The organism is Devosia sp. P2_G7, from assembly GCF_056403495.1.
The window spans coordinates 187619-207539 of record NZ_JBFUFI010000001.1 but is presented as its reverse complement, the minus strand read 5'-3'; the positions used below and the strand labels follow the sequence as shown (position 1 = coordinate 207539).

Genomic DNA, 19921 nt, shown 5'->3' with positions numbered 1-19921 from the left:
TAGAGACCGATCGCATGCGCATTGTCGAGTTCCGCATCACCCGCTTCCAGTTTGCCCGCGATCGCGTCATCGGCGACAGCCAAGTCCGCGCCGACGACGTGAATATAGCGGCGCTCGAACTGATTGCCGATACCGGCGCGGTCGGGCTGGGGTTTATCCAGACCTTGTTTCATCCGCTACCCGATCAGGCGGAGATCGAGCGTGTATTCCGCTCGGAAGCCTGGCCAAGTCTCGAAGGCCAGCCGCCGGCGGCGCTCGTCCATCGCGTCAGCCGCCCGCGCGGCGGCAACCAGCGTGCATACACGCTGCCCTTTCATGAAGCGCTGCAGGTTGCGCTGTGGGATCTGGCGGCCAAGGAAGTCGGCTTGCCGCTGCACAAGCTGCTCGGCAGCCGCCGCGACCGCGTCGAAGCCTATGCCAGCGGGCTTGATTTCCACCTGAGCGACGAAGAGTTCGCCCGCTTCTTTGCCCACGCCGACGCGATCGGCTACCGTGCCTTCAAGATCAAGGTCGGCAGTCCGGATTTCGACTGGGACCTCAACCGGCTGAAGATCCTCAAGGACGTCGTCCGCAAGGATGCTCTCGTCATGGTCGATGCCAACGAAGCATGGGGCGCTAAGGAAGCGCTGGTGAAGCTCACCGCCATCCGCGACGCCGGCCACGAGCTGCTCTGGGTCGAGGATCCGATCCTTCGCGACGATTTCGTCGGCCTCAAGATGCTCAAGGACGCGGCCAGCTGGACGCTGATCAATTCGGGCGAATACCTCGATGCCCGCGGCAAGCGGCTGTTGATGGAGGCCGGTGGCACCGACATCCTGAACGTCCACGGCCAGGTTACCGACGTCATGCGCATCGGCTGGCTTGCCGCCGATCGCGGCGTTCCGGTGAGCCTCGGCAACACCTTCCTCGAAGTCGGCATCCACGCGGCCTGCGCGCTGCCGGAGGTGCAGTGGCTCGAATACTCGTTCCAGAACTTCGACCACCTGGTCGACCAGCCCGTCGAAATCCGTGACGGCTGGGCCTACGCGCCGGACCGGCCGGGCCACGGCCTCGTGCTCAACGAGACCGCTCGCCGCGACTGGGGACGCCCAACGCTTTTGCCGCGCACCGAACTCGGCGAGGCCCCGCATAACCCGCGTGTCAGCAACAGCCAGCGCGCGGCCGAATAACCACAACGCTCTAAGTGGAGGAGACCACCATGAAGCTTCTGCGCATTACTGTTGCGCTTTCGGCGATGTTCGCCGCGAGCGCCGCACTCGCCCAGGAAATCACCGTCTGGGCCGACGCAACCCGCCAGCCGGCCGTCGAGGCGTTCATCGCCGCGCATCCGGAAGTGAAGGTGAACCTCGTCGTCGACGATGGTTCGTCAGGCGCCTCGGGCACCTTCCAGACCAAGATCGGCCTTGCCGATCAGGCCGGCGAAGGCTGGCCGGACGTGGTGTTCTCGACCCAGAACAACGACGCCGCCTGGGTCTCGCGTGAGACCAATGGCGTGCAGCCCTTCGCGCAGGTGCTGAACGAGGGCTTCCTCGACCAGGCCTTCCTCGATGGCTTTACGCCGGGCGCGCTCGACCCCGTCACCATCGACGGCAAGGTCTACGGCCTCCGCAATGACCTCGCGCCGGTGCTGTTCTGGTACAACCAGGCCCTGCTCAAGGAATTCGGCTACGACGCCCCCAAGACCTGGGAAGACTATCAGGCGCTGGGCGACAAGCTCGCCGCCGATCACCCGGGCTATTTCCTCGGCGGCATCGGTGATGCCTTCGAAGGCCCCTACATCTACTACTGGTCCGGCCAGGCGCCGATCTTCCAGGTCGAAGGCGAGACCTTCAAGTCGGACACGTCCGCGCCGAACTCGGTCAAGGTGAGCGCGCTCATCGACCACATGGTCGCCAACAAGACCCTGACGCTTGACAGCGTCTTTGGTGCCAACTTCGTCGCCACCGCCGACAAGCTCGTCGCCATCCCGGGCCCGGCCTGGTATGCAGGCGCGCTCTTCCAGAACCCGGGCGGCGTCAATGCCAAGGCCGGCGACTGGGTGGCTGCCGAGCCGCTCTCCTGGACGGACGGCGACAAGGTGACCGGCAACGTGGGCGGCGGCGTCTGGTATGCCTCCAGCCACACGACCCAGCCCGACGCGGTCAAGACCTTCCTGCAGTTCATCGTCTCCGACGAGAAGACGGCTGGCACCGGCGGTCTGCCGGCCTACAAGTCGGCTGCCGAGAAGTGGCTCGATGCGCAGGCGGCCAGCGGCTTCTACTCCGGCGACTTCAAGGCGGCGATCTCGGCAGCGGCGTCCAGCGTGTGGAACGGATGGGGCTACCCGAACTTCTCGCCTGAAACCGCATGGGCCAAGGTCATCACGCCCGGCCTCGCCGCCGGCAAGACCATGACGGACCTCGCTGCCGACTGGCAGCAGGAAATGAAGAACGAAGCTCAGGTCGTCGGCTACACCGTCGAGTAATCGAGCAAGGGTCCCGGAGTCTGCCAACTTGACTAGTCTCGACCAATCCGCTGTCCGCCCGCTAGAGGGCGGGCAGCGGCCCAGAGCGCGAAACGGCAGTGTTGAACGGGCGCAGCGCCGTATCGGCGTTGCGTTCGCCGGGCCCTACACGCTCTTCCTGCTGTTCTTCGGCATCATGCCGGCGCTCTATGCCGTCTATCTGGCCTTCACCAAGAAGGGCGCCTTTGTCGGCTTCGCCAATTTCGCCAAGGTTTTCAAGGACTACCGCTTCCTGCCCGCGGTCGAGCATGTCGGCATCTTCCTCGTCGTCTGGCTGATCCTGCTGGTGGTCCTCGTCGTGGTGCTGGCGCTGCTGGTCCATTCGATCGGCATCCGCTGGCTCTCGGGCAGCATGCGCTTCGTCTACTACATTCCCGGAGCCCTCGCGGGCGCCTCGAGCGTCATGCTGTGGCTCTTCGTGCTCGACCCGACGGTCAGCCCCGTCTCGTTCCTGCTGGAGGGGTTGGGCATCACTTCGCTGGTGGGCGCCGTCGAGGCCACCCGGCTGCCCTTCGTCCTCGCAGTCATCGCCTTCTGGACGGGGGCCGGCGGCTGGATCGTCGTGATGTACGGCGCGCTCAACAACATCAGCAAGGATGTCATCGAGGCCGCCCGCGTCGATGGTGCCGGCGCCATCCGCATCGCCTGGTCGATCCAGATCCCGCTGATGCGCAAATGGATCGCCTATATGGTGATCCTGTCCTTCGCCGGCGGCACCCAGCTCTTCGTCGAGCCGCGCGTCCTTTCCCAGGCGAGCCGGGGCGTGGTTCCCCTGGACTATTCGCTCAACCAGCTCGCGTTCCTTTACGCGTTCAAACAAAACGACTTCAACGGCTCGGCGGCGATCTCGCTGGTGCTGCTGGCTGTCGCGCTGGTGCTTTCCATCGTCTTCGTCTTCAAGGGTGGTCTCTTTGAGCGCGCCTAGTTCGGATTTCGTCGGCGGGCGCGCCCAGGATCTGTCGCCGGGAGCGTGGCTGGGCCGCGTCTTCGGCATCCTGCTGCTCATTGTCTTCGCCCTGTTCTTCATCGTGCCACTGCTGTGGCTGCTGGTCGCCCCAACCAAGACCGACCGACAACTGCTGCTCGAAGCGCCGTTCGCCATCGGCGATCTCGGCACGCTCTTCGCCAACTGGCAGAGCCTCGTCTCCTTCCAGGGCGGCCTGATCTGGACCTGGATCGGCAACTCGGCGTTCTACTGCATCGCGGCGCTGGTCATCACGCTGCTCATCTCGATCCCGGCCGGCTACGCCATGGCGCTCACCGAGTTCCGCGGCCGCAGGGCTTTGCTGGCGACGACGCTCGTCGTCATGCTGGTGCCGAGCACCGCGCTGGTGCTGCCGATCTTTCTCGAGTTGAGCGCGGTGCGGCTGATCGGCAATCCGCTTGCCGCGATCCTGCCGTTCTCGTTCTTCCCGTTCGGCGTCTACCTCACCTACATCTACTTCTCGACGGCGGTGTCGCGCGACCTTCTCGACGCGGCACGCATTGACGGCGCCAACGAGTTCCAGGTGTTCATGAAGATCGCCATGCCGCTGGCGACGCCGGTCATCGCGCTGGTCGGCTTCTTCAACTTCACCGGCAACTGGAACAACTACTTCCTGCCCTACGTGACGCTACCGGGCCGCAAGGCGCCGATCCAGGTTGGCCTCGCCGAACTGCTGTCGAACGTGCCGTCGTTCAACCCGACCAATGCCGCGTCCACGACGATCTCGCTCTCGGCGCTGGCGCTTGCCACCTTGATCGCCATCGCCCCGGTGATGATCGTGTTCCTCTTTGCCCAGCGCTACCTGGTCTCGGGCATGACCGCCGGCGGCACCAAGGAGTAGGCAATGGTTGAACGCATGGGCATGGTGATCGGCGTCAAGCCGGAGAAGCTTGCCGAGTACAAGCAGCTGCACGCCGAGCCGTGGCCGGAGATGAATGCGGCGCTTTCTGCCGCCAACATCCGGAATTACTCGATCTACCTGCGCGAGCCAGAAAACTTGCTCTTCGGCTACTGGGAATATGCCGGCACCGATTATGCGGCCGACATGAAGATCCTCGGCGAGCTTGCGGTGACCAAGCGCTGGCTGGCGCTGACCGATCCCTGCCAGGCCCGCCTCGCCTCTGCCCCCGACACCGAGTGGTGGAGCATGATGCCGGAAGTCTATCACCTCGATTAGGAGGCCCTGTTGGTCGATCTCTACCAGGAGACGCTCACGCGCCGCGCCGTCGCTGAACGTTCGGGCATGCTCTCGCAGTTCGCAGGCGTCCGCCTGATGACACTCGAGGATGGCGTCGAGCGCGGCATCCGCCTGCTCGAGTTCCGCACCGGCTCGGGCCTGCGCTTCACCGTGCTGGTCGATCGCGCCATGGACATCGCCGATTGCGAGCACAATGGTCGGGCCATCGGCTGGCACTCCCCCGCGGGGTTCCGCCATCCGGGCCTCCACGAGTACGAAGGGGAGGGCGGGCTCGCTTGGGCGCGCTCGTTCTCGGGGCTACTGGTCACCTGCGGCCTCGACCACATCCTGTTCATGAACGAGGTGTCGGCCGAGACCTACGTCTATTCGCCGAAGCAGACCGTGAAGCACTCGCTGCATGGCCGCGTCGGCACCATTCCCGCGCGCCTGACCGGCTATGGCGAGCGCTGGGAGGGTGAGCGCTGCATCCTCTGGGCCGAGGGCGTCGTGCAGCAATCCGCCGTGTTCGGCGAGGACCTGCACCTGATCCGCCGCATCGAGGCCGATGTTGGCGGCAACGAGATCCGCCTCAGTGACCACGTCGCCAATCACGGCTTCTACAAGACGCCGCACATGTACTGCTACCACATCAACGTCGCCCACCCGGTGCTCGATGAGGGCTCGCGCTACCTCGCGCCAATCAAGGACGTGGTCTGGGCCGCCCACGCCGGGGACAGCTACCGCAAGCAGGGCGTCGGCTATCGCACCCTGCCGGCACCGCAGCACGATTTCCACGAACAGGTGTGGCAGCACGAGCTCGGCGCCGATGCCAATGGCGAGCAGCACGTGGCGCTGGTCAACGACCGGATAGGCCTCGGCTTCGAAGTGACCACCCGCAAGGACCAGTTCCCCTGCCTCTATGAGTGGCAGAACCTGCAAGCCGGCCAGTATGCGCTCGGCATTGAGCCCTCGACCCACCACGTGCTCGGCAACCAGGCGGCCCGAGATCGCGGCGAGATGATCTGGCTGCAGCATGGCGACGAGCGTCGCTACGACACGACGTTCCGCGTCCTGCCCGATGCTGCCGCCATCGCCGCCTCGGAAGCCCGCATCCGCGCTATCTCCGGCCAGCCGGACGACGACTACCCGACGCCGTCCAACAACCACCTGCTGATAGCGGGGCGGTCATGAGTGGCGATCACTTCGGCTCCATTGCCGGCAAGACCATTCTCTACACTGGCGCCGCCGGCGGCCTCGGGCTGCAGACCACGGTCAATTTCCTCAAGACCGGTGCCCGGGTCGTCGCCATCGACAACAATGCCGAGAAGGTGGCAGCGCTGCGGGAAGCAGCGGCCGGCCTCGATGGCCTCACCGTCGGCACACTCGATCTCTCCGATCTCGCGGGCCTTCGCGCCGGCCTCGAGAAGCTCTCCGCCGAAGTCGGCGGCTTCGACATCGTCATCAACAACGCCGCGATCTATCCGTCAAAACCGTTCGAGCAGTACATGATCGAAGAGATGCAGCTGGTCCAGCGCATCAATGTCGATGCCGGTATTGTCTGCGTGCAGGTGGCGTTGCCGCACATGAAAGCCACCGGCCGTGGCCGCATCATCAACATCGCCTCGGTCACCCTCTCGGGCGGCTGGTCCGATCTCACACCTTACGTGCAGTCGAAGGCGGCGCTGGTCGGGCTCGCCCGCTCATGGGCCCGCGAGTTCGGCAAATACGGCATTACCGCCAATGCCGTCTCGCCCGGCGCCTTCCCGACCGATGCTGAAAAGATCCACCCCGATCTCGCCGCCTACGAGAAGCGCATCTACGACCACCAGGCGATCCAGCGCCGCGGCACGCCCGAGGATATCTCGAACATCCTGATGTTCCTCGCCTCCGACGCCTCCTCGTTCATCACCGGCCAGACCATCAACGTCGATGGTGGCTGGGTCATGCACTAACACCGAAAGACCACGTCATGGGTATCCTCAGCGGCTATCGCGTCCTAGATTGCTCCATCGCCATGGCCGGCCCGTTTGCGGCACAGCGTCTGGGCGATCTCGGCGCCGATGTGGTGAAGGTCGAGCCGGTGACCGGCGAGTGGCAGCGCCACACCGCTGCCGGCGGCGCCCGCGGCAACAAGGTCAACGTCTCGTTCCTCTCGCTCAATCGCAACAAGCGCTCGCTTGCCGTGGACCTCAAGGACCCCGATGGCAAGGCCGTGTTGCTTGAACTGGTGAAGACCGCCGACGTGTTCCTGCAGAACTATCGCCCAGGCGTCGCCAAGCGCCTCGGCGTCGACTACGAAACGCTGTCGAAGATCAACCCGCGTCTCGTCTACGTCTCGATCTCCGGCTACGGCGAGGATGGCCCCTACCTCAACCGCCCTGGGCAGGACCTGGTGCTGCAGGGCATGTCCGGCGCCATGCTGTCGGCCGGCCGCGAGGGCGAGCCGCCCAACGCGGCGGGCCAGTATCTGGTCGACGGCATCACCGCCTACACCGCCTTCGAGGGCGCGCTTGCTGCACTGCTGCATCGCGAGCGGACCGGCGAGGGCCAGTTGGTGCAGGTCAACATGCTCGACGCCATCACCACCATCCAGATGCAGGAACTGTCGGTCTTCACCGTCGGCAACAAGCCGCAGGTCCGCTCCGCCGAGCCGCACGCCCATGTCTATATCCGCGCGCCCTACGGCGCCTTCGCCACTTCGGACGGCTTCATCATCGTCGCCTTCCCCAAGCTCGCCAATCTCGGCCAGACCATCGGCGAGCCGAGCTTCCTCGATATGGACGACGAGGTGGACACCTGGACCCGTCGCGACGAGATCTTTTCGAAGACCCGCGACCGGCTGAAGACCAAGACCAGCGCCGAGTGGCTGGAACTGCTGCGTGCCGCCGACATCTGGTGCGGCCCGGTCTACGGCTATGCCGACCTCGTCGAAGACGAGCAGATCAAGCACAACGGCACCTTCGTCGAGTACGACCACCCGACCGAGGGTCATGTGAAGACCCCGGGCTTCCCAATCCGGTTCTCCAAGACCCCGAGCAAGGTAGAGCGTGGCGCGCCGGTCACCGGCCAGCACAGCCGCGACGTGCTGCTCGAGGCCGGTTACGACGACGCCACCATCGAGCGGCTACTAGCCAAGGGCGCGGTGGCAGAGAACGGAGCATGAGCGCATGAGCGACAACATCCTCGTCGAGCGCGACGGTCACATCGGCATCATCACCATCAGCCGGCCCGAAAAGCTCAACTCCATGACGCCCGAGATGGCCAATGCGCTGGTTGCTGCCGTCAATGCGTTCAACATCGACGACCAGATCCGCTGCGTCATCCTGACCGGGGCCGGCGAGAAGGCCTTCTGCGCCGGCTCCGACATCCGCACCCTCGACGACTACGAGACGCCGTGGGCGTTCCGCAATCGCCCAGACTATTGCGATGCCATTCGCGCCCTGCTGAAGCCCTCGATCGCCGCGGTCAACGGCTACGCCTTCGGCGGTGGCCTCGAAACCGCCATGACCTGCGATATCCGCATCGCTTCGGAGAACGCCAGCTTTGCCGCCCCCGAGATCAAGCTCGGCTGGATCGGCGGCGGCGGCATGGCGGTCAACCTCGCCCACGCAGTGGGTCCCTCCAATGCCGCGCTGATGATCATGACCGGCGACCCGATCGATGCTGCAACCGCCGAGCGCTGGGGCCTCGTCAGCCGCGTCGTCCCGCAGGCCGATCTCCTCACCGAGGCCAGGAAGATCGCCGCTGCCATCGCTGCTCGCGCGCCCATCGCCGCAGAGACAGCCAAGCTCAACCTGCGCGCCGCGTGGGAAATGTCGATCGCCGACGCCATCACTTACGAGCGCGACCTTCAGACCATCTGCTTTGCCACCGAAGACGCCCGCGAGGGCCGCGCCGCCTTCAAGGAAAAGCGCACCCCGGTATTCAACCGGCGGTAATGGTCATCGGCCCGACCGATATGTATGTTCCGCGCATGTCCGCTTTGGCGGCGGCCAAGTGGAAGCGGGATGAGCCAGAGCGTTTTCGACGTACTTACCATCCCCTTTCAGGATGGCCTGATTGAGCCGAAGAACGCCTTCGTGCTTCGGGGCGATTTCAGTGCATCGCTGAAGCAGACGTTCGGCCAGGAGCTGGTCGGGGAACAAACCTACAAGCCGGCCTACGAGCGCATGCGGAGTGGCGGCCTCAGGGTGACGACCCGGCTAGAGGGCACCTATGAGGTCGGGCTTTGCGTGCTGACGCCGCACCGGCTGGAAAACTACGCTAACATCGCTCGCGGCCACTCCCATCTCGCTCCGGGCGGAACCCTCGTCTGCGCCGGGCAGAATACCATCGGAGCCGCCACCTACGAAAAGGCGGTCGCCAGGCTTACCGAGATCCGGGGGCGCGTCTCCAAGGCCAAGTGCCGAGTCTTCTGGATGACGCGAAGCGCCGATGGCGACCGCGACCAGACCTGGACCGAATGGTTGTCACTCGGCGAGCCGAAGCCGATCGCCGGCGGTGCGTTCAAGTCAGTTCCGGGCATCTTCAGCTGGGACCGGATCGATCCCGGATCGGACTTTCTTCTCGCCAACCTGCCGCGAGGCATCGAGGGGGTGGTTGCCGATCTGGGGGCAGGGTGGGGATACCTCAGCGCGTCGCTGCTGAGCCGCTATGATCGTATCCGGCAGCTCGATATGTTCGAGGCGGAAAAGCTGGCGCTGGACCTTGCCGAAGACAATCTGGCGGCAGCGGCGGCCGGACGCTCGGTCGGCTATCACTGGTCCGATGTCCGCGATGGCGTCGGCCGCGGCAAGTATGATTGGGTGGTCACCAATCCGCCGTTCCATCGGGAAGGCGCGCAGGATGTCGATCTGGGGGTCAGGTTCCTGAGCGTCGCCGCCGAGGCACTTCGCACTGGCGGCCATCTCGTCTGCGTGGCGAACCGGCACCTGCCCTACGAGCGGGAGTTGCGATCATCCTTCTCGACTACGTCCGTCCTGGCCGAGAACGGCAGCTTCAAGGTTCTTCTCGCCAGGAAGTAGCGGCTGGCATGCGGCTGGCCGCAACACCACCTGTTGGCTAGTCTGCAGCTGCTTCGCACAGGGAACCCATGCACAAGACGCCCTCCACCGTTTATGCCGGCGCGCTCGCCGTTGCAGCGCTGCTCGGCGGGTTCGGCCTGCTTGCCGACGAGGTGGTGGAAGGCGATACGCTCGACCTCGACAACGCGGTGCTGATGGCGTTGCGTACGCCCGGCGATCCGGCCGATCCGATCGGGCCAGCATGGTTCGAGGAAGCGGTGCGCGATGTGACCTCGCTCGGCAGCTTCTCGGTACTGGGCATTATCGTCCTCGTCGTGTTTGCCTATCTGCTGCTGGTGGGCAAGCACCGCACCGGCTGGTTCATGGTGTTCGCCGTGGTCGGCGGCACCGTCATCAGCACCGTGCTGAAGGCGCTGTTCGACCGGCCGCGGCCAGACCTCACCGGGGTGGCCCAGGTGTTCACCGCCAGTTTTCCGAGCGGCCACGCCACCGTCTCGGCGGTAGTGTTCCTGACCATCGGCGCCATGCTAGCCGAAGCAACGCCCGAGCGGTGGCTGAAGCTGTTCTACATCGCCACCGCGATCCTCCTCACCGTGCTGGTAGGAGTGAGCCGCATCTATCTCGGCGTGCACTACCCCACCGACGTGCTGGCCGGCTGGTCGCTGGGCGCGGCCTGGGCGCTGCTCTGCACCACCGCCGCGCACTTCGTCAGGGAACGGGCCAAGGAGCGCGGCTAGTTCAGTCCAATCCCAGCGGGTCCGCGTCCAGCGGCCAGATCGGCCGGGTGAGGCGCTTGAACGGCAGCTCATGCCAGTTCGGGTTGCTCGTCCCCGGCGTCGCGACGAACAGTTGGCCCCGCGTGTTGGTCACGAACAGGTCCTTGTGCTTGTAGAGGTTCTTGATCGAGACGACCTGCTTGTCGTCGAACGCAATGCCGTGCAGCGAGAACAAGCTCAGCGAATAGAGGTTCGTGCGCAGCGTCGTCAGCAGCACCTCGATGCCCTCGACCCGCACCACCGCGACGTCGCCGATCTCGATGCGCTCGCCGGGCAGGTGGTCCTGGTGGGCGTGGCGCTTGAGGAACAGCACCTCGGCCTCGGCATCGAGGGGTGGGCCGGAATGCGGCTCGAACTTGCCGCCGATCCTGAGCTTCAGCTTCGCGCCAACGCCAACCTGGAAGCAGATCTTGACCGCCGAGGGATCCCACAGCGGCGCCACCACGGCGTTGCGGATGCCGGCGTCGATGAAGGCCTTCAGCACATGGGTGGTGTCACCCGGCGCGCCGCTGCCGATCTGGTCGGAGGTGTCGGCGATCAGCAGCGGCTTGTCGCCCTTGATCGTGGCCTGCTCGATCGCCTCCTTAAATGAGGTGAAGGGCAGCGTCGCCGAGGCCCGTATGCGGTAGAAGGCCTCGCCATACTGTTTCGCCGCGCGGTCGGCGATGGCCTGGTCGCGGTCGGCAACGGCCAGCATCTTGGCGCCGGCCAGTGGCACGTCGGCCCAGGGGAAGCCGTGGTTCAGCGATAGCGACAGCACGCCGTCCTTGCCTTCGCCGTCATAGAGCGACTGGGTGAAGGCGATCATCGGGCCGTCCATGGTCGTCGGGAAGAGGCCCATGGTCTTGCAGTCGAACAGCGCCATCTTAGGTTCGATCTCGCCCTTGAGCGTGCGCTCCATCAGGGCGAACAGGTCCTCGGCGCGCTCGGCGTGGTCGATATGCGGGTAGGTCTTGTAGATGACGATGATGTCGGCGTTGTCGACGAGGGTGTTGTCGATATGGCCATGCAGGTCGAGCTCGATGCCGATGCGGGTGTCCTTGCCCACCAGCTCGCGGGTGCGCTTCACCAGGTCGCCCTCGCAGTCGTCGTAGCCGTCGGCGATCATCGCGCCGTGCAGGTAATAGAGCACCGCATCCACCGGGCCGGCGGCGCGGAGGTCATCGAGGATGCGGTCGCGCATCGCCTCGTAGTCGGCCTTGATGGTCGGCCCGGCCGGGTTTGCGAAGGCGAAGAGGCTCTGGATCACCTCCCAGCCGCGCTCGAGGCCGCGACGGCGCCAGATCTGTCCTGGCGCGGACCAGGGTGAGGTCGGCACGGTCTCGATATTGCCATCGGCCCAGAAGCACTCCTTGAAGTCGTCGATGCCGGTCGGGAACGAGGCGAAGGTGCTGGTCTCGGTGCCGAGGGTGGCGATGAACAGGCGCATGGGAATGGCGACTCCTGCGGAACGGGTCGCCCTAACCTTGGAAGCCCGCTGCCACAGGGTCAATCGCCGCCGGTTCCGCCGCGCGGAACATCGCTACTTGCGGACGAACAACCCGCCAGCTCCCACCGACATATTGGTCAGTTCCCGCTCGCCCGAACTCAGCCGCCAGTCGAGCATGCGGCGGGCATAATAGAGCGCCACATCGGTGTAGGCCGGATCATCGGCGAGGTTCACCTGCTCATGCGGATCCTTGGCGATGTCGAACAGCAGTGGCGGCAGCGCCGCGAAGTGCACGTACTTGAACTTCTCGTCGCGGATCGCCGCGTAGGCGCACTGGTCGGACACAATGCCCAGCGCGGTCTCGGGCTTCTGCGTGCGGACGTCGCGGAAATCGTGCTCGAAGTACACCGCGTCGCGCCAGTCCCGTGGGGTCTCGCCACGGAGGAATGGCGCTAGCGAGGCGCCATCGCAACTGCGCGGAATGTCGAGGCCGAGCCAGTCGAGCACCGTGGGCATCACGTCGATCGCCTGGGTGAACTCGGTGACGCGCCGGCCGCGAGCCGCATCGGCCGCGGGCCGCGGATCGCGGATCACCAGCGGCAGGTGGAAGGCCGGATCGAAGTAGATCTCCTTGCCCCACACGTAGTGCTCGCCCAGCACTTCGCCGTGGTCGGAGGTGACGACAATCAGCGTGCGGTCGTACTGGTCGGTGTCCTTGAGGTGCTGGATGATCCGCCCCAGTTGCGCATCCACCTCGGCGATCAGCCCGTAATAGGTCGCTCGCATCTGGCGGATCTCGAGCTCGTCGGCAGCGACGAGATCCTGCGGGTTGTGCTCGTCATAAGTGCTGGGCTGGCGTAGCGTTTCGATGACGAAATCGAGCAGCGAATGCTGTCGCCCTTCCTCAGCCGGCGTGGCGGCGCGCACCGGGAACTCGACGTCATCCGGGTGCACCATGGCGTTGTACGGCTCGGGCGCGATCAGCGGCGGGTGCGGACGGTAGAACACGAAATGCGCGAACCACGGCTTATCGCGCCGCACCAGCAGCCACTTGAGGAACTCGTCAGTGAGGAAGGCGGTCTCGCTTTCGTCGGCCTTGAACACGGGGGGGATGAAACGGAAGCCGCGATCCGCCGGCTTCTCGAACCCTTTTCGCGGGCGGAACACATCGTGCCGGCCGTTCGGTAGGTCGTAGCCTTTTGAGATCAGGTCGGAGACCCACTGGTCCATGTCCTCGGGCAGGTGCAGCGGGGTCGAGAACCCCGGCATCACCCCTTCGTCATAGGCAGTGAGCGCCGGGTCGTTGGGATGCAGCCCACGCGGATCGGGGGTGGTGTCGGTGTAGCCGAACAGGGCGGGATCGTAGCCGGCTTTGCGCGCCTCGAGCGCGATATTGGTGTGGCGCCGGTCGAGCGGCGTGCCGTTTCGCCCCGAGCGGTGGTTCATCAGGTACTGCCCGGTGAGGAGGCTGGTGCGCGACGGGCCGCAGGGCGTGCACTGGCCGAAATGCCGCGTGAAGGTCACCGCGTCGGCCATCAGCGCATCGAGGTTCGGGGTTTTCGCATTCGGGTGCCCGAGCGCCGAGACGCAGTCGCCGCGCCACTGGTCGGCGCAGATCAGGAGGATGTTGGGGCGGTCGGTCATTCGGGCTCTCGCGAAACTCGCGGGCATTGATGCCCTAAAGTCGGTGTTTCGGGGAGTAGGGGCTATCGGGATTGACGTCGAAATCGACGTCGCGGACGCAGGACTGCGAGGCCGAATGGCTACCGCCGGTGAGCCACGGGCCATCGCGGAGCTCGACCTCGCTGACCATGCTCAGCGTCAGGCAGCGCCACTCGCCCTCCGACGGCAATCGGGAATTGCTCTCGCCGGCAAACTGGTAGGAGAGCGCCTTTTCTTCCCCGTCTGTGTGGCCGAGGATCACCGGGCAGACCTCTCGTCGACGTCCGCGATACACGCAGACGACCTGCTTCTTGCCGGCCATCGCCTCGCGAAACAGCTCGTAGGTTGGGCTCGGCATCAGCAGGCCGGCACGTTGACGGCGAGGCCGCCCTGGCTGGTTTCCTTGTAGCGCTCGGACATGTCCTGGCCGGTCTGGCGCATGGTTTCGACGCAGACATCGAGCGACACCTTATGCGTGCCGTCGCCCTTCATCGCCAAGGAGGCAGCGGTCACTGCCTTCACCGCACCAAAGGCGTTGCGCTCGATGCAGGGGATCTGCACTAGCCCGGCGACCGGGTCGCAGGTCATGCCGAGATGGTGCTCGAGCGCGATCTCGGCGGCATTCTCCACCTGCGCGGGGGTGCCGCCCATCGCGGCGCAGAGCGCTGCCGCGGCCATCGCCGAGGCCGACCCCACCTCGCCCTGGCAGCCGACTTCGGCGCCCGAGATGGAGGCATTGTGCTTGATGATGCCACCAACTGCGGCGGCGGTCAGGAGCATGTCGTGGATGCTGGCGCGCGAGGCGCCGGCTTCGAACTGCTGGTGGTACTTGAGCACCGAGGGGATGACGCCGGCCGCGCCATTGGTGGGCGCCGTCACCACGCGGCTGCCGGCGGCGTTCTCCTCGTTCACCGCCATGGCGAAAACGCTGAGCCAGTCATTGCCGGCGAGCGGCCCGAGTTCGTTGCGCTGCCAGGCGTCCTGCAATTGCTGGTGGATCGCCTTGGCGCGCCGGCTGACGTTGAGACCGCCCGGCATGATGCCGTCGGTGCGTAGCCCACGCTCGATGCAGCCATCCATCGCCGACCACAGCCGGTCGAGCCCCTGCTCGAGGGCGCGGCGGCCAATCCGCGCCTCCTCGTTGGCGCGCTTCATCTGGGCGATCGAGAGGCCGGAGTCGCGGGCCATGGCCAGCATCTCCTCGGCATCGCCGAACGGGTAGGGCACCGCGACCGCATCGGCCTTCACCTCGCCGCGCGCCAGCTCGGCCTCGCTGACGACGAAGCCACCGCCGATAGAGTAGTAGACCCGCCGCAGCAGCAGCGTGCCGTCGGCGTCGTAGGCATAGAACTGCAGCCCGTTGGTGTGCCCGGGCAGCCGCTCCTTCTTGTCGTAGATCAGGTCCTGCGCCGGGCGGAAACGATAGGCCGGGTGCCCCTCGGGGTGCACCATGCCCTCGGCCTCGACCTCAGCGACGATCGCATCGATCCTGTCGGGATCGACGGTGTCGGGTGCGAGGCCGCAAAGCCCCAGCACCACGGCGCGGCCGGTACCATGGCCGACGCCGGTGAAGGCCAGTGAGCCATGGAGACTCGCCTTCAGCGAAGTCACCACGGCGGTGCGCGGGCGCGGCCAGTCGCCGGTCCGGAGTTCGTCGAGGAACCGGTTGGCGGCCGTCATCGGCCCCATGGTGTGCGAGCTCGATGGCCCGATGCCGATCTTGAAGACGTCGAAAACCGAGAGGAACATCAGGCCTCACATATGGTGCGGGCGCACCATAGCGACAACGATCGCGAGCCGCTACTCGTGCGGCTTCAGTGTCTGCATCAGCTTGGTCGGGTCGGTCGAGGGCGTCGGAATGGCGACGCCGATCGAGGTGAGGGTGTAACGCACCCGGCGCAGCGCCTCGCGGCCGCGGGCTCCAAGTTTCTGCGCGACGCCCGAGGCGATCGTGTCGATCACCGCCATGTGGGCGTAGCGCGAGGTGGTCGGCATCAGCACGTTGTCGTCCTCGGCGATGACGATGGGGATGACGATGCCGGCGGCCTTGGCCAGCGGCGTGCCGGGGCGGGTTAGCGCGATGGTGGTGGCGCCGAACGAGGCGGCGATCTGGATCGCCTCGACCACCGCCTTCGACTGGCCGCTGTTGGAGATGGCGAAGGCCACGTCGCCGGGCTGCAGGGTGGAGGCCGACATGCGCTGCTGGTGGCCATCGGTATAGGCAGCGACCGGGATGCCGAGCCGAAACAGCCGGAGCTTGGCGTCCTCGGCCATCACCGCCGAGCCGCCGCCCTGGCCGTAGATGTCGAGCCGCCGCCCCTCGGCGATGGCGTCGATGGCGCGGCCAACCGAGGCGGTGTCGAGCTGGTCGAGGCAGGCGCGCACCGCGTTGGCGGCGCGCAGCATCACCGATTGGGCGAGCTGGCCGACATCGTCGGAAAACACCCGATCGGAGCGCAGGTACACCGCCGCTACGGTCATGGTGCTGGCGAGGCGGATCTTGAAATCGTTGAACGAGACGCAGCCGACCGAGCGGCAGAAGCGGGTGACGGTGGGCTGGCTGACGCCGGCCTTGTTCGCCAGATCGGCGATGGTCAGCCGGGTCGCCGCCTCGAAATCGAGCTGTACTGCCGCCGCCACCTGCCGCTCGGCGGGCGACAGCTCGTGCTCGACCCGCTGGATACGCGAGACGATGTCGATGGCGGGCTCATCGATTTCGGTCCTCGTGGCGCGGCGTTTGGCCATGCTGAGCTGCTCCAGTCCTGAAATTGAATTACATCATTGCATCGGATGTGGCCAGCCCGGTGACCGATCGGTCCACAGTGTGGAACGGCGGCTGTCTGTCCGAAACGTGCCAACGGCGCAGCAAAGCCCGTTCTGTTTCAGACTTTTGGCTGGCAGTGCAGAATCCGGTTGCGACCCCTTAGGTTCTGTAACATGATTTCAGGATTGGGGAGTTAGGGCAGGGGAGCAGCGTCATGGCGACATTCGAGTTCGACCATGTGGGGATCACGACGACAGTGCCGCAGCCTAGCGAGGACTGGGTTGAGGCGAGCCGCATCTGGGTCACCAATCCGCGCCACCACCCCGAGCATATCGAGTTCCTGCGCTACGAGCCGGACAGCACCGTGCCGGCGGCAGTGCGCGACAACCCGCACGTCGCCTATCGGGTCGACGACCTCGCGCCGCACCTCGCGGAGCCCGGCGTCGAAGTGCTGATCCCGCCGTTCATCGTCGGCGATTTCCTCGAGGTGGTGTTCGTCAAAAAGCACGGCATGGTGTTCGAGTATATGCGCTACCTCAAGGACGGGTGGTTCGGGAATTGAGCTACAGGGCGATCTACACCTACGCCTGGGATCTCGCCGAGGCCGGCGTTCCCGCTGCGATCGACGAGTTCCGCGGGCTGGGGCTCGACACCGTCACCATTGCGGGCAGCTACCATGCCGGCAAGTTCCTCCGTCCGCATGGCATCAACGGCAAGGTGGCGATGCTCGAGGACGGTACGGTGTATTTCAACGCCGACCCCAGCCGCTATGGCGCCATCAAGCCGATCGCCAACTCGATCCTCAGCCAGACCGATATCCTGCGCCAGCTGACGGCGCGCAAGGATGTCGCCACCAATGTCTGGCTGGTGCTGCTGCACAATTCGCAGCTCGGCGCGGCACACCCGGACAACGTGGTGCGCAACGCCTTTGGCGATCCGTACATCTACAACCTCTGCCCCTCGGCGCCGGAAGCGCGGGCCTATGCCATCGGTCTCGCGACCGATGTCAGCACGCGCTACGACGTGTCGGGGCTGTCGCTGGAAGCGCCAGGGTTCGCCCCCTATGCGCACGGCTATCACCATGAGTTCGCGTTGCTGCAGTCGAACCTCTGGCTCGAGAACATGCTCGGGCTCTGCTTCTGCGAGCACTGCGTCGCCGGGGCGGAGAATGCGGGGATCGATGCGAAGCGGCTCAAGGCGCAGGTTGCGGCCGATATCACGCGTTATCTCGATAGCGACATCGACTTTCCGCCCGATATGGCCGAGGCGTTCTGGCGGGCCGATATCGTCGCCGCCGGCGATCTCAACCGCTACCTGCATTTCCGCGCCGGCGTCGTCACCTCGCTGGTTGCCGAAATCCGCGCTGCCGTCCGCAAGGAAGTGCCGATCGCGGTGATCCCATCGGTCGCCCGCCCCACCGGGGGCGCCTGGTACGAGGGTAGCGACCTCGCGGCGCTGGCCGAGGCGACCGGCATCATCGAGGCCTGCTTCTATGAGCCGAGCACCATGCGCGTGAAGGCCGACCTGTTCGACATCCGCCGGCGCCTGCCAGCGAGCGCGGCGCTGCGCGGCATTCTGCGGCCCTCGCATCCGGATCTCGGCAACAAGGCCGAGTTCCTCGCCGCTGTCGCGGCGCTCCGGGCCGGAGGGGTCGACGAACTGGCGTTCTACAACTGGGGCCATCTGCGCCGGGCCAATCTCGGCTGGATCGGCGAGGCATTGAGGGAGTTCACATGAGCGGCGCATTTTCCGGCAAGACCATCGCGATCACCGGCGCGGCGGGCGGCATCGGCCAGTGGCTTTGCCGCTTCTTCGGCGAGGAGGGCGCGACCATCGCGGCGCTCGATCGCAACGACAAGGTGCACGCGCTGGCCGAAACGCTGGGCAAGGACGGCATCACGGTGCAGCCGGCGGTGGCCGATGTCGCCGACGCTGCCTCGGTCGCTGCGGCCTTCAAGAGCTTCGGCGAGGTGCATGTGCTCGTCAACAATGCCGGCATCTCGCGCCACGCCACCTTCGCCAAGACCGACCCGGCGGGCTGGGACGAGGACATGGCGGCGAACGCCGGCGGCGCCTACGCCTGCGCCCACGCGGTGCTGCCGCAGATGGTCGAGCGGCGCTCGGGCAACATTGTCAATGTCGGCTCGGTCAACGGCGTCGCGGCGCTGGGCGACCCGGCCTACAGCGCGTCGAAGGCGGCGATGATCTCGCTCACCCGCTCGCTGGCGCAGGAATATGGCCGCTACGGCATCCGCGCCAACATCGTGCTGCCGGGCACGGTGCGCACCCCGATCTGGGACGAGCGCAAGGCCAAGGATCCGAACGTTCTGAAGACGCTGGAGCGCTGGTATCCGCTCGGCCGCATCGTCGAGCCCTACGAGGTGGCGCGGGTGATCGCCTTCCTCGCCTCGGACGCCGCGAGCGCCGTCACCGGCGCGGCGATCCCGGTCGATTGCGGGCTGACCTCGGGCAACATCGTCATGTCCCGCGAGCTGACGCTCGAAGATTTCTGATCTGGCATTTTTCAGCACTGGCATTTTGGAGGGGATAGTTTTGGACAAGCTGCGTATCGGCATCATCGGGCTCGGCTGGTTCGGCGAAATCCACGCCGAGACCATCGTGGGCGTGCCCAACCTGGAACTGGCGGCGCTCTGCACCCGCACCGAGGATCGCCTCCAGGCGATGGGCGAGAAGTTCGGGGTGAAGAAGCTCTATCGCGACTATCACGACATGCTCGCCGACCCCGAGATCGATGCGGTCTCGATCTGCACCATGTGGGACCAGCACACGGAGCCGGCGATCGCCGCGCTGAAGGCCGGCAAGCACGTGTTCCTCGAAAAGCCGATCGCCTCGACGGTGGAGGACGCCAACAAGATCATCGCCGCCTCCAAGGGCGCCAAGGGTATCCTGTTCATCGGCCATATCGTGCGCTTCAACCCGCGCTATCGCATGGCCAAGCAGGCGATCGCCGAGGGCCGCATCGGCAAGGTGGTGGCGCTGTCGTCGCGCCGGAACATCCCGGCGGCGTGGACCCCGACCATCCTCAACAAGATCGGCCCGATCGTCGGCGACGCCATCCACGATACCGACATCATGCTCTGGCTCACCGGCGACAGGATCGTTTCGGCCTATGCGCAGACCGTCGACGTGCGCGGGCTGAAGCACCCCGATATCGGCCAGACCATGTTCCGCTTCGCCGGCGGCGCTACGGCGACGCTCGAAACGGTGTGGTGCATGCCGACGCAGACGCCGTTCGATATCGACGAGCGCATGTCGATCATCGGCACCGAGGGCATCATCCACGTGCAGGACACGTTCCCGCCGCTCGGCATCGTCGACGCGAACAAGCTGCACTCGCCGGATATCACTTACTGGCCGATGTTCGACGGAGTGCGCGGCGGAGCGCTGCGCGAGGAGTTCAACTATTTTGCGGGCTGCGCGCTGACCGGTACGACGCCGAAGATCGGCGTGCCGGAGGACGCCGCGGCCGCGCTACAGGCGACGCTGGCGGCCGAGGAGTCGGCACGGACGGGGAATGTGGTTCGGGTCGGCTAACCCTGGCACATCGCCGAAACTGCAAACGGGAGGCATCATGCCTCCC

20 protein-coding genes are annotated in these 19921 nt (G+C 65.8%); 15 read left to right on the top strand and 5 right to left on the bottom strand.

All coding sequences use genetic code 11. The features are described from left to right. Positions 1 to 14 precede the first annotated feature (14 nt). The 11 genes from AC1DWU_RS01120 to AC1DWU_RS01070 all read left to right on the top strand — a co-directional run bounded on the left by AC1DWU_RS01120 (position 15) and on the right by AC1DWU_RS01070 (position 10426). The gene (locus AC1DWU_RS01120; protein WP_477148113.1) at positions 15 to 1169 is read left to right on the top strand and encodes a mandelate racemase/muconate lactonizing enzyme family protein; all 1155 of its coding nucleotides are present in this window, start codon (positions 15 to 17) and stop codon (positions 1167 to 1169) included. 29 nt (positions 1170 to 1198) lie between these two features. Beyond that, positions 1199 to 2464 (top strand): ABC transporter substrate-binding protein, encoded by a 1266-nt coding sequence (locus AC1DWU_RS01115; RefSeq protein WP_477148112.1) that lies wholly within the window; start codon positions 1199 to 1201, stop codon positions 2462 to 2464. Positions 2465 to 2492: 28 nt separating this feature from the next. After that, complete coding sequence (locus AC1DWU_RS01110; protein ID WP_477148111.1) at positions 2493 to 3428, top strand: carbohydrate ABC transporter permease; 936 nt, start codon at positions 2493 to 2495, stop codon at positions 3426 to 3428. Continuing rightward, on the top strand, positions 3415 to 4329 hold the full coding sequence (locus AC1DWU_RS01105) for a carbohydrate ABC transporter permease (RefSeq protein WP_477148110.1): 915 nt from the start codon (positions 3415 to 3417) through the stop codon (positions 4327 to 4329). The genes AC1DWU_RS01110 and AC1DWU_RS01105 overlap by 14 nt, the downstream gene beginning before the upstream one ends. 3 nt (positions 4330 to 4332) lie before the next feature. After that, complete coding sequence (locus AC1DWU_RS01100; protein ID WP_477148109.1) at positions 4333 to 4665, top strand: L-rhamnose mutarotase; 333 nt, start codon at positions 4333 to 4335, stop codon at positions 4663 to 4665. 9 nt (positions 4666 to 4674) lie between these two features. Next, positions 4675 to 5856, top strand: a complete 1182-nt coding sequence (locus AC1DWU_RS01095) for an aldose 1-epimerase family protein (RefSeq protein ID WP_477148108.1) — start codon at positions 4675 to 4677, stop codon at positions 5854 to 5856. Continuing rightward, on the top strand, positions 5853 to 6617 hold the full coding sequence (locus AC1DWU_RS01090; RefSeq protein WP_477148107.1) for an SDR family NAD(P)-dependent oxidoreductase: 765 nt from the start codon (positions 5853 to 5855) through the stop codon (positions 6615 to 6617). Before AC1DWU_RS01095 ends, AC1DWU_RS01090 begins: the two co-directional genes overlap by 4 nt. 17 nt (positions 6618 to 6634) lie before the next feature. Continuing rightward, positions 6635 to 7828 carry a CaiB/BaiF CoA transferase family protein gene (locus AC1DWU_RS01085; protein WP_477148106.1) on the top strand — a complete coding sequence of 398 codons (1194 nt, stop codon included), beginning with the start codon at positions 6635 to 6637 and terminating at the stop codon, positions 7826 to 7828. A 4-nt stretch (positions 7829 to 7832) separates the two neighbouring features. Further along, a complete protein-coding gene (locus AC1DWU_RS01080; protein WP_477148105.1) occupies positions 7833 to 8603 on the top strand; it encodes an enoyl-CoA hydratase/isomerase family protein in 771 nt (256 codons plus the stop codon). A gap of 69 nt (positions 8604 to 8672) precedes the next feature. Next, positions 8673 to 9689: a class I SAM-dependent methyltransferase gene (locus tag AC1DWU_RS01075; RefSeq protein ID WP_477148104.1), complete on the top strand. Its 1017-nt coding sequence runs from the start codon at positions 8673 to 8675 to the stop codon at positions 9687 to 9689. Between the two features lie 68 nt (positions 9690 to 9757). Beyond that, positions 9758 to 10426: a phosphatase PAP2 family protein gene (locus tag AC1DWU_RS01070; protein ID WP_477148103.1), complete on the top strand. Its 669-nt coding sequence runs from the start codon at positions 9758 to 9760 to the stop codon at positions 10424 to 10426. 1 nt (position 10427) lies between these two features. Here AC1DWU_RS01070 and AC1DWU_RS01065 read toward each other — a convergent pair whose 3' ends face one another. From AC1DWU_RS01065 to AC1DWU_RS01045, 5 genes are all read right to left on the bottom strand, one after another. Then, positions 10428 to 11894: a M81 family metallopeptidase gene (locus AC1DWU_RS01065; protein ID WP_477148102.1), complete on the bottom strand. Its 1467-nt coding sequence runs from the start codon at positions 11892 to 11894 to the stop codon at positions 10428 to 10430. A gap of 93 nt (positions 11895 to 11987) precedes the next feature. Next, the gene (locus AC1DWU_RS01060) at positions 11988 to 13538 is read right to left on the bottom strand and encodes an alkaline phosphatase family protein (protein WP_477148101.1); all 1551 of its coding nucleotides are present in this window, start codon (positions 13536 to 13538) and stop codon (positions 11988 to 11990) included. Between the two features lie 34 nt (positions 13539 to 13572). Then, positions 13573 to 13914, bottom strand: a complete 342-nt coding sequence (locus AC1DWU_RS01055; protein ID WP_477148100.1) for a hypothetical protein — start codon at positions 13912 to 13914, stop codon at positions 13573 to 13575. Continuing rightward, positions 13914 to 15305: an L-serine ammonia-lyase gene (locus tag AC1DWU_RS01050; RefSeq protein ID WP_477148099.1), complete on the bottom strand. Its 1392-nt coding sequence runs from the start codon at positions 15303 to 15305 to the stop codon at positions 13914 to 13916. The genes AC1DWU_RS01055 and AC1DWU_RS01050 overlap by 1 nt, the downstream gene beginning before the upstream one ends. Before the next feature lie 51 nt (positions 15306 to 15356). Beyond that, positions 15357 to 16301, bottom strand: coding sequence for a MurR/RpiR family transcriptional regulator (locus tag AC1DWU_RS01045; protein WP_477148098.1), 945 nt, complete (start codon positions 16299 to 16301; stop codon positions 15357 to 15359). Between the two features lie 233 nt (positions 16302 to 16534). Between AC1DWU_RS01045 and AC1DWU_RS01040 the strand changes: the two genes are divergently transcribed. The 4 genes from AC1DWU_RS01040 to AC1DWU_RS01025 are packed head-to-tail and all read left to right on the top strand — an operon-like array spanning position 16535 to position 19875. Next, positions 16535 to 16882, top strand: a complete 348-nt coding sequence (locus tag AC1DWU_RS01040; RefSeq protein ID WP_477148097.1) for a hypothetical protein — start codon at positions 16535 to 16537, stop codon at positions 16880 to 16882. After that, positions 16879 to 18057, top strand: a complete 1179-nt coding sequence (locus AC1DWU_RS01035) for a hypothetical protein (RefSeq protein ID WP_477148096.1) — start codon at positions 16879 to 16881, stop codon at positions 18055 to 18057. Before AC1DWU_RS01040 ends, AC1DWU_RS01035 begins: the two co-directional genes overlap by 4 nt. After that, on the top strand, positions 18054 to 18833 hold the full coding sequence (locus AC1DWU_RS01030) for an SDR family oxidoreductase (RefSeq protein WP_477148095.1): 780 nt from the start codon (positions 18054 to 18056) through the stop codon (positions 18831 to 18833). Before AC1DWU_RS01035 ends, AC1DWU_RS01030 begins: the two co-directional genes overlap by 4 nt. 40 nt (positions 18834 to 18873) lie before the next feature. After that, the gene (locus tag AC1DWU_RS01025; protein WP_477148094.1) at positions 18874 to 19875 is read left to right on the top strand and encodes a Gfo/Idh/MocA family protein; all 1002 of its coding nucleotides are present in this window, start codon (positions 18874 to 18876) and stop codon (positions 19873 to 19875) included. The last annotated feature ends 46 nt before the right edge of the window (positions 19876 to 19921 follow it).

Coding starts and splice junctions, on each gene's coding strand:
- AC1DWU_RS01120 (WP_477148113.1), top strand. CDS start 15: ATGCGCATTGTCGAGTTCCGCATCACCCGCTTCCAGTTTGCCCGCGAT.
- AC1DWU_RS01115 (WP_477148112.1), top strand. CDS start 1,199: ATGAAGCTTCTGCGCATTACTGTTGCGCTTTCGGCGATGTTCGCCGCG.
- AC1DWU_RS01100 (WP_477148109.1), top strand. CDS start 4,333: ATGGTTGAACGCATGGGCATGGTGATCGGCGTCAAGCCGGAGAAGCTT.
- AC1DWU_RS01090 (WP_477148107.1), top strand. CDS start 5,853: ATGAGTGGCGATCACTTCGGCTCCATTGCCGGCAAGACCATTCTCTAC.
- AC1DWU_RS01085 (WP_477148106.1), top strand. CDS start 6,635: ATGGGTATCCTCAGCGGCTATCGCGTCCTAGATTGCTCCATCGCCATG.
- AC1DWU_RS01080 (WP_477148105.1), top strand. CDS start 7,833: ATGAGCGACAACATCCTCGTCGAGCGCGACGGTCACATCGGCATCATC.
- AC1DWU_RS01075 (WP_477148104.1), top strand. CDS start 8,673: ATGAGCCAGAGCGTTTTCGACGTACTTACCATCCCCTTTCAGGATGGC.
- AC1DWU_RS01070 (WP_477148103.1), top strand. CDS start 9,758: ATGCACAAGACGCCCTCCACCGTTTATGCCGGCGCGCTCGCCGTTGCA.
- AC1DWU_RS01065 (WP_477148102.1), bottom strand. CDS start 11,894: ATGCGCCTGTTCATCGCCACCCTCGGCACCGAGACCAGCACCTTCGCC.
- AC1DWU_RS01060 (WP_477148101.1), bottom strand. CDS start 13,538: ATGACCGACCGCCCCAACATCCTCCTGATCTGCGCCGACCAGTGGCGC.
- AC1DWU_RS01055 (WP_477148100.1), bottom strand. CDS start 13,914: ATGCCGAGCCCAACCTACGAGCTGTTTCGCGAGGCGATGGCCGGCAAG.
- AC1DWU_RS01050 (WP_477148099.1), bottom strand. CDS start 15,305: ATGTTCCTCTCGGTTTTCGACGTCTTCAAGATCGGCATCGGGCCATCG.
- AC1DWU_RS01045 (WP_477148098.1), bottom strand. CDS start 16,301: ATGGCCAAACGCCGCGCCACGAGGACCGAAATCGATGAGCCCGCCATC.
- AC1DWU_RS01040 (WP_477148097.1), top strand. CDS start 16,535: ATGGCGACATTCGAGTTCGACCATGTGGGGATCACGACGACAGTGCCG.
- AC1DWU_RS01030 (WP_477148095.1), top strand. CDS start 18,054: ATGAGCGGCGCATTTTCCGGCAAGACCATCGCGATCACCGGCGCGGCG.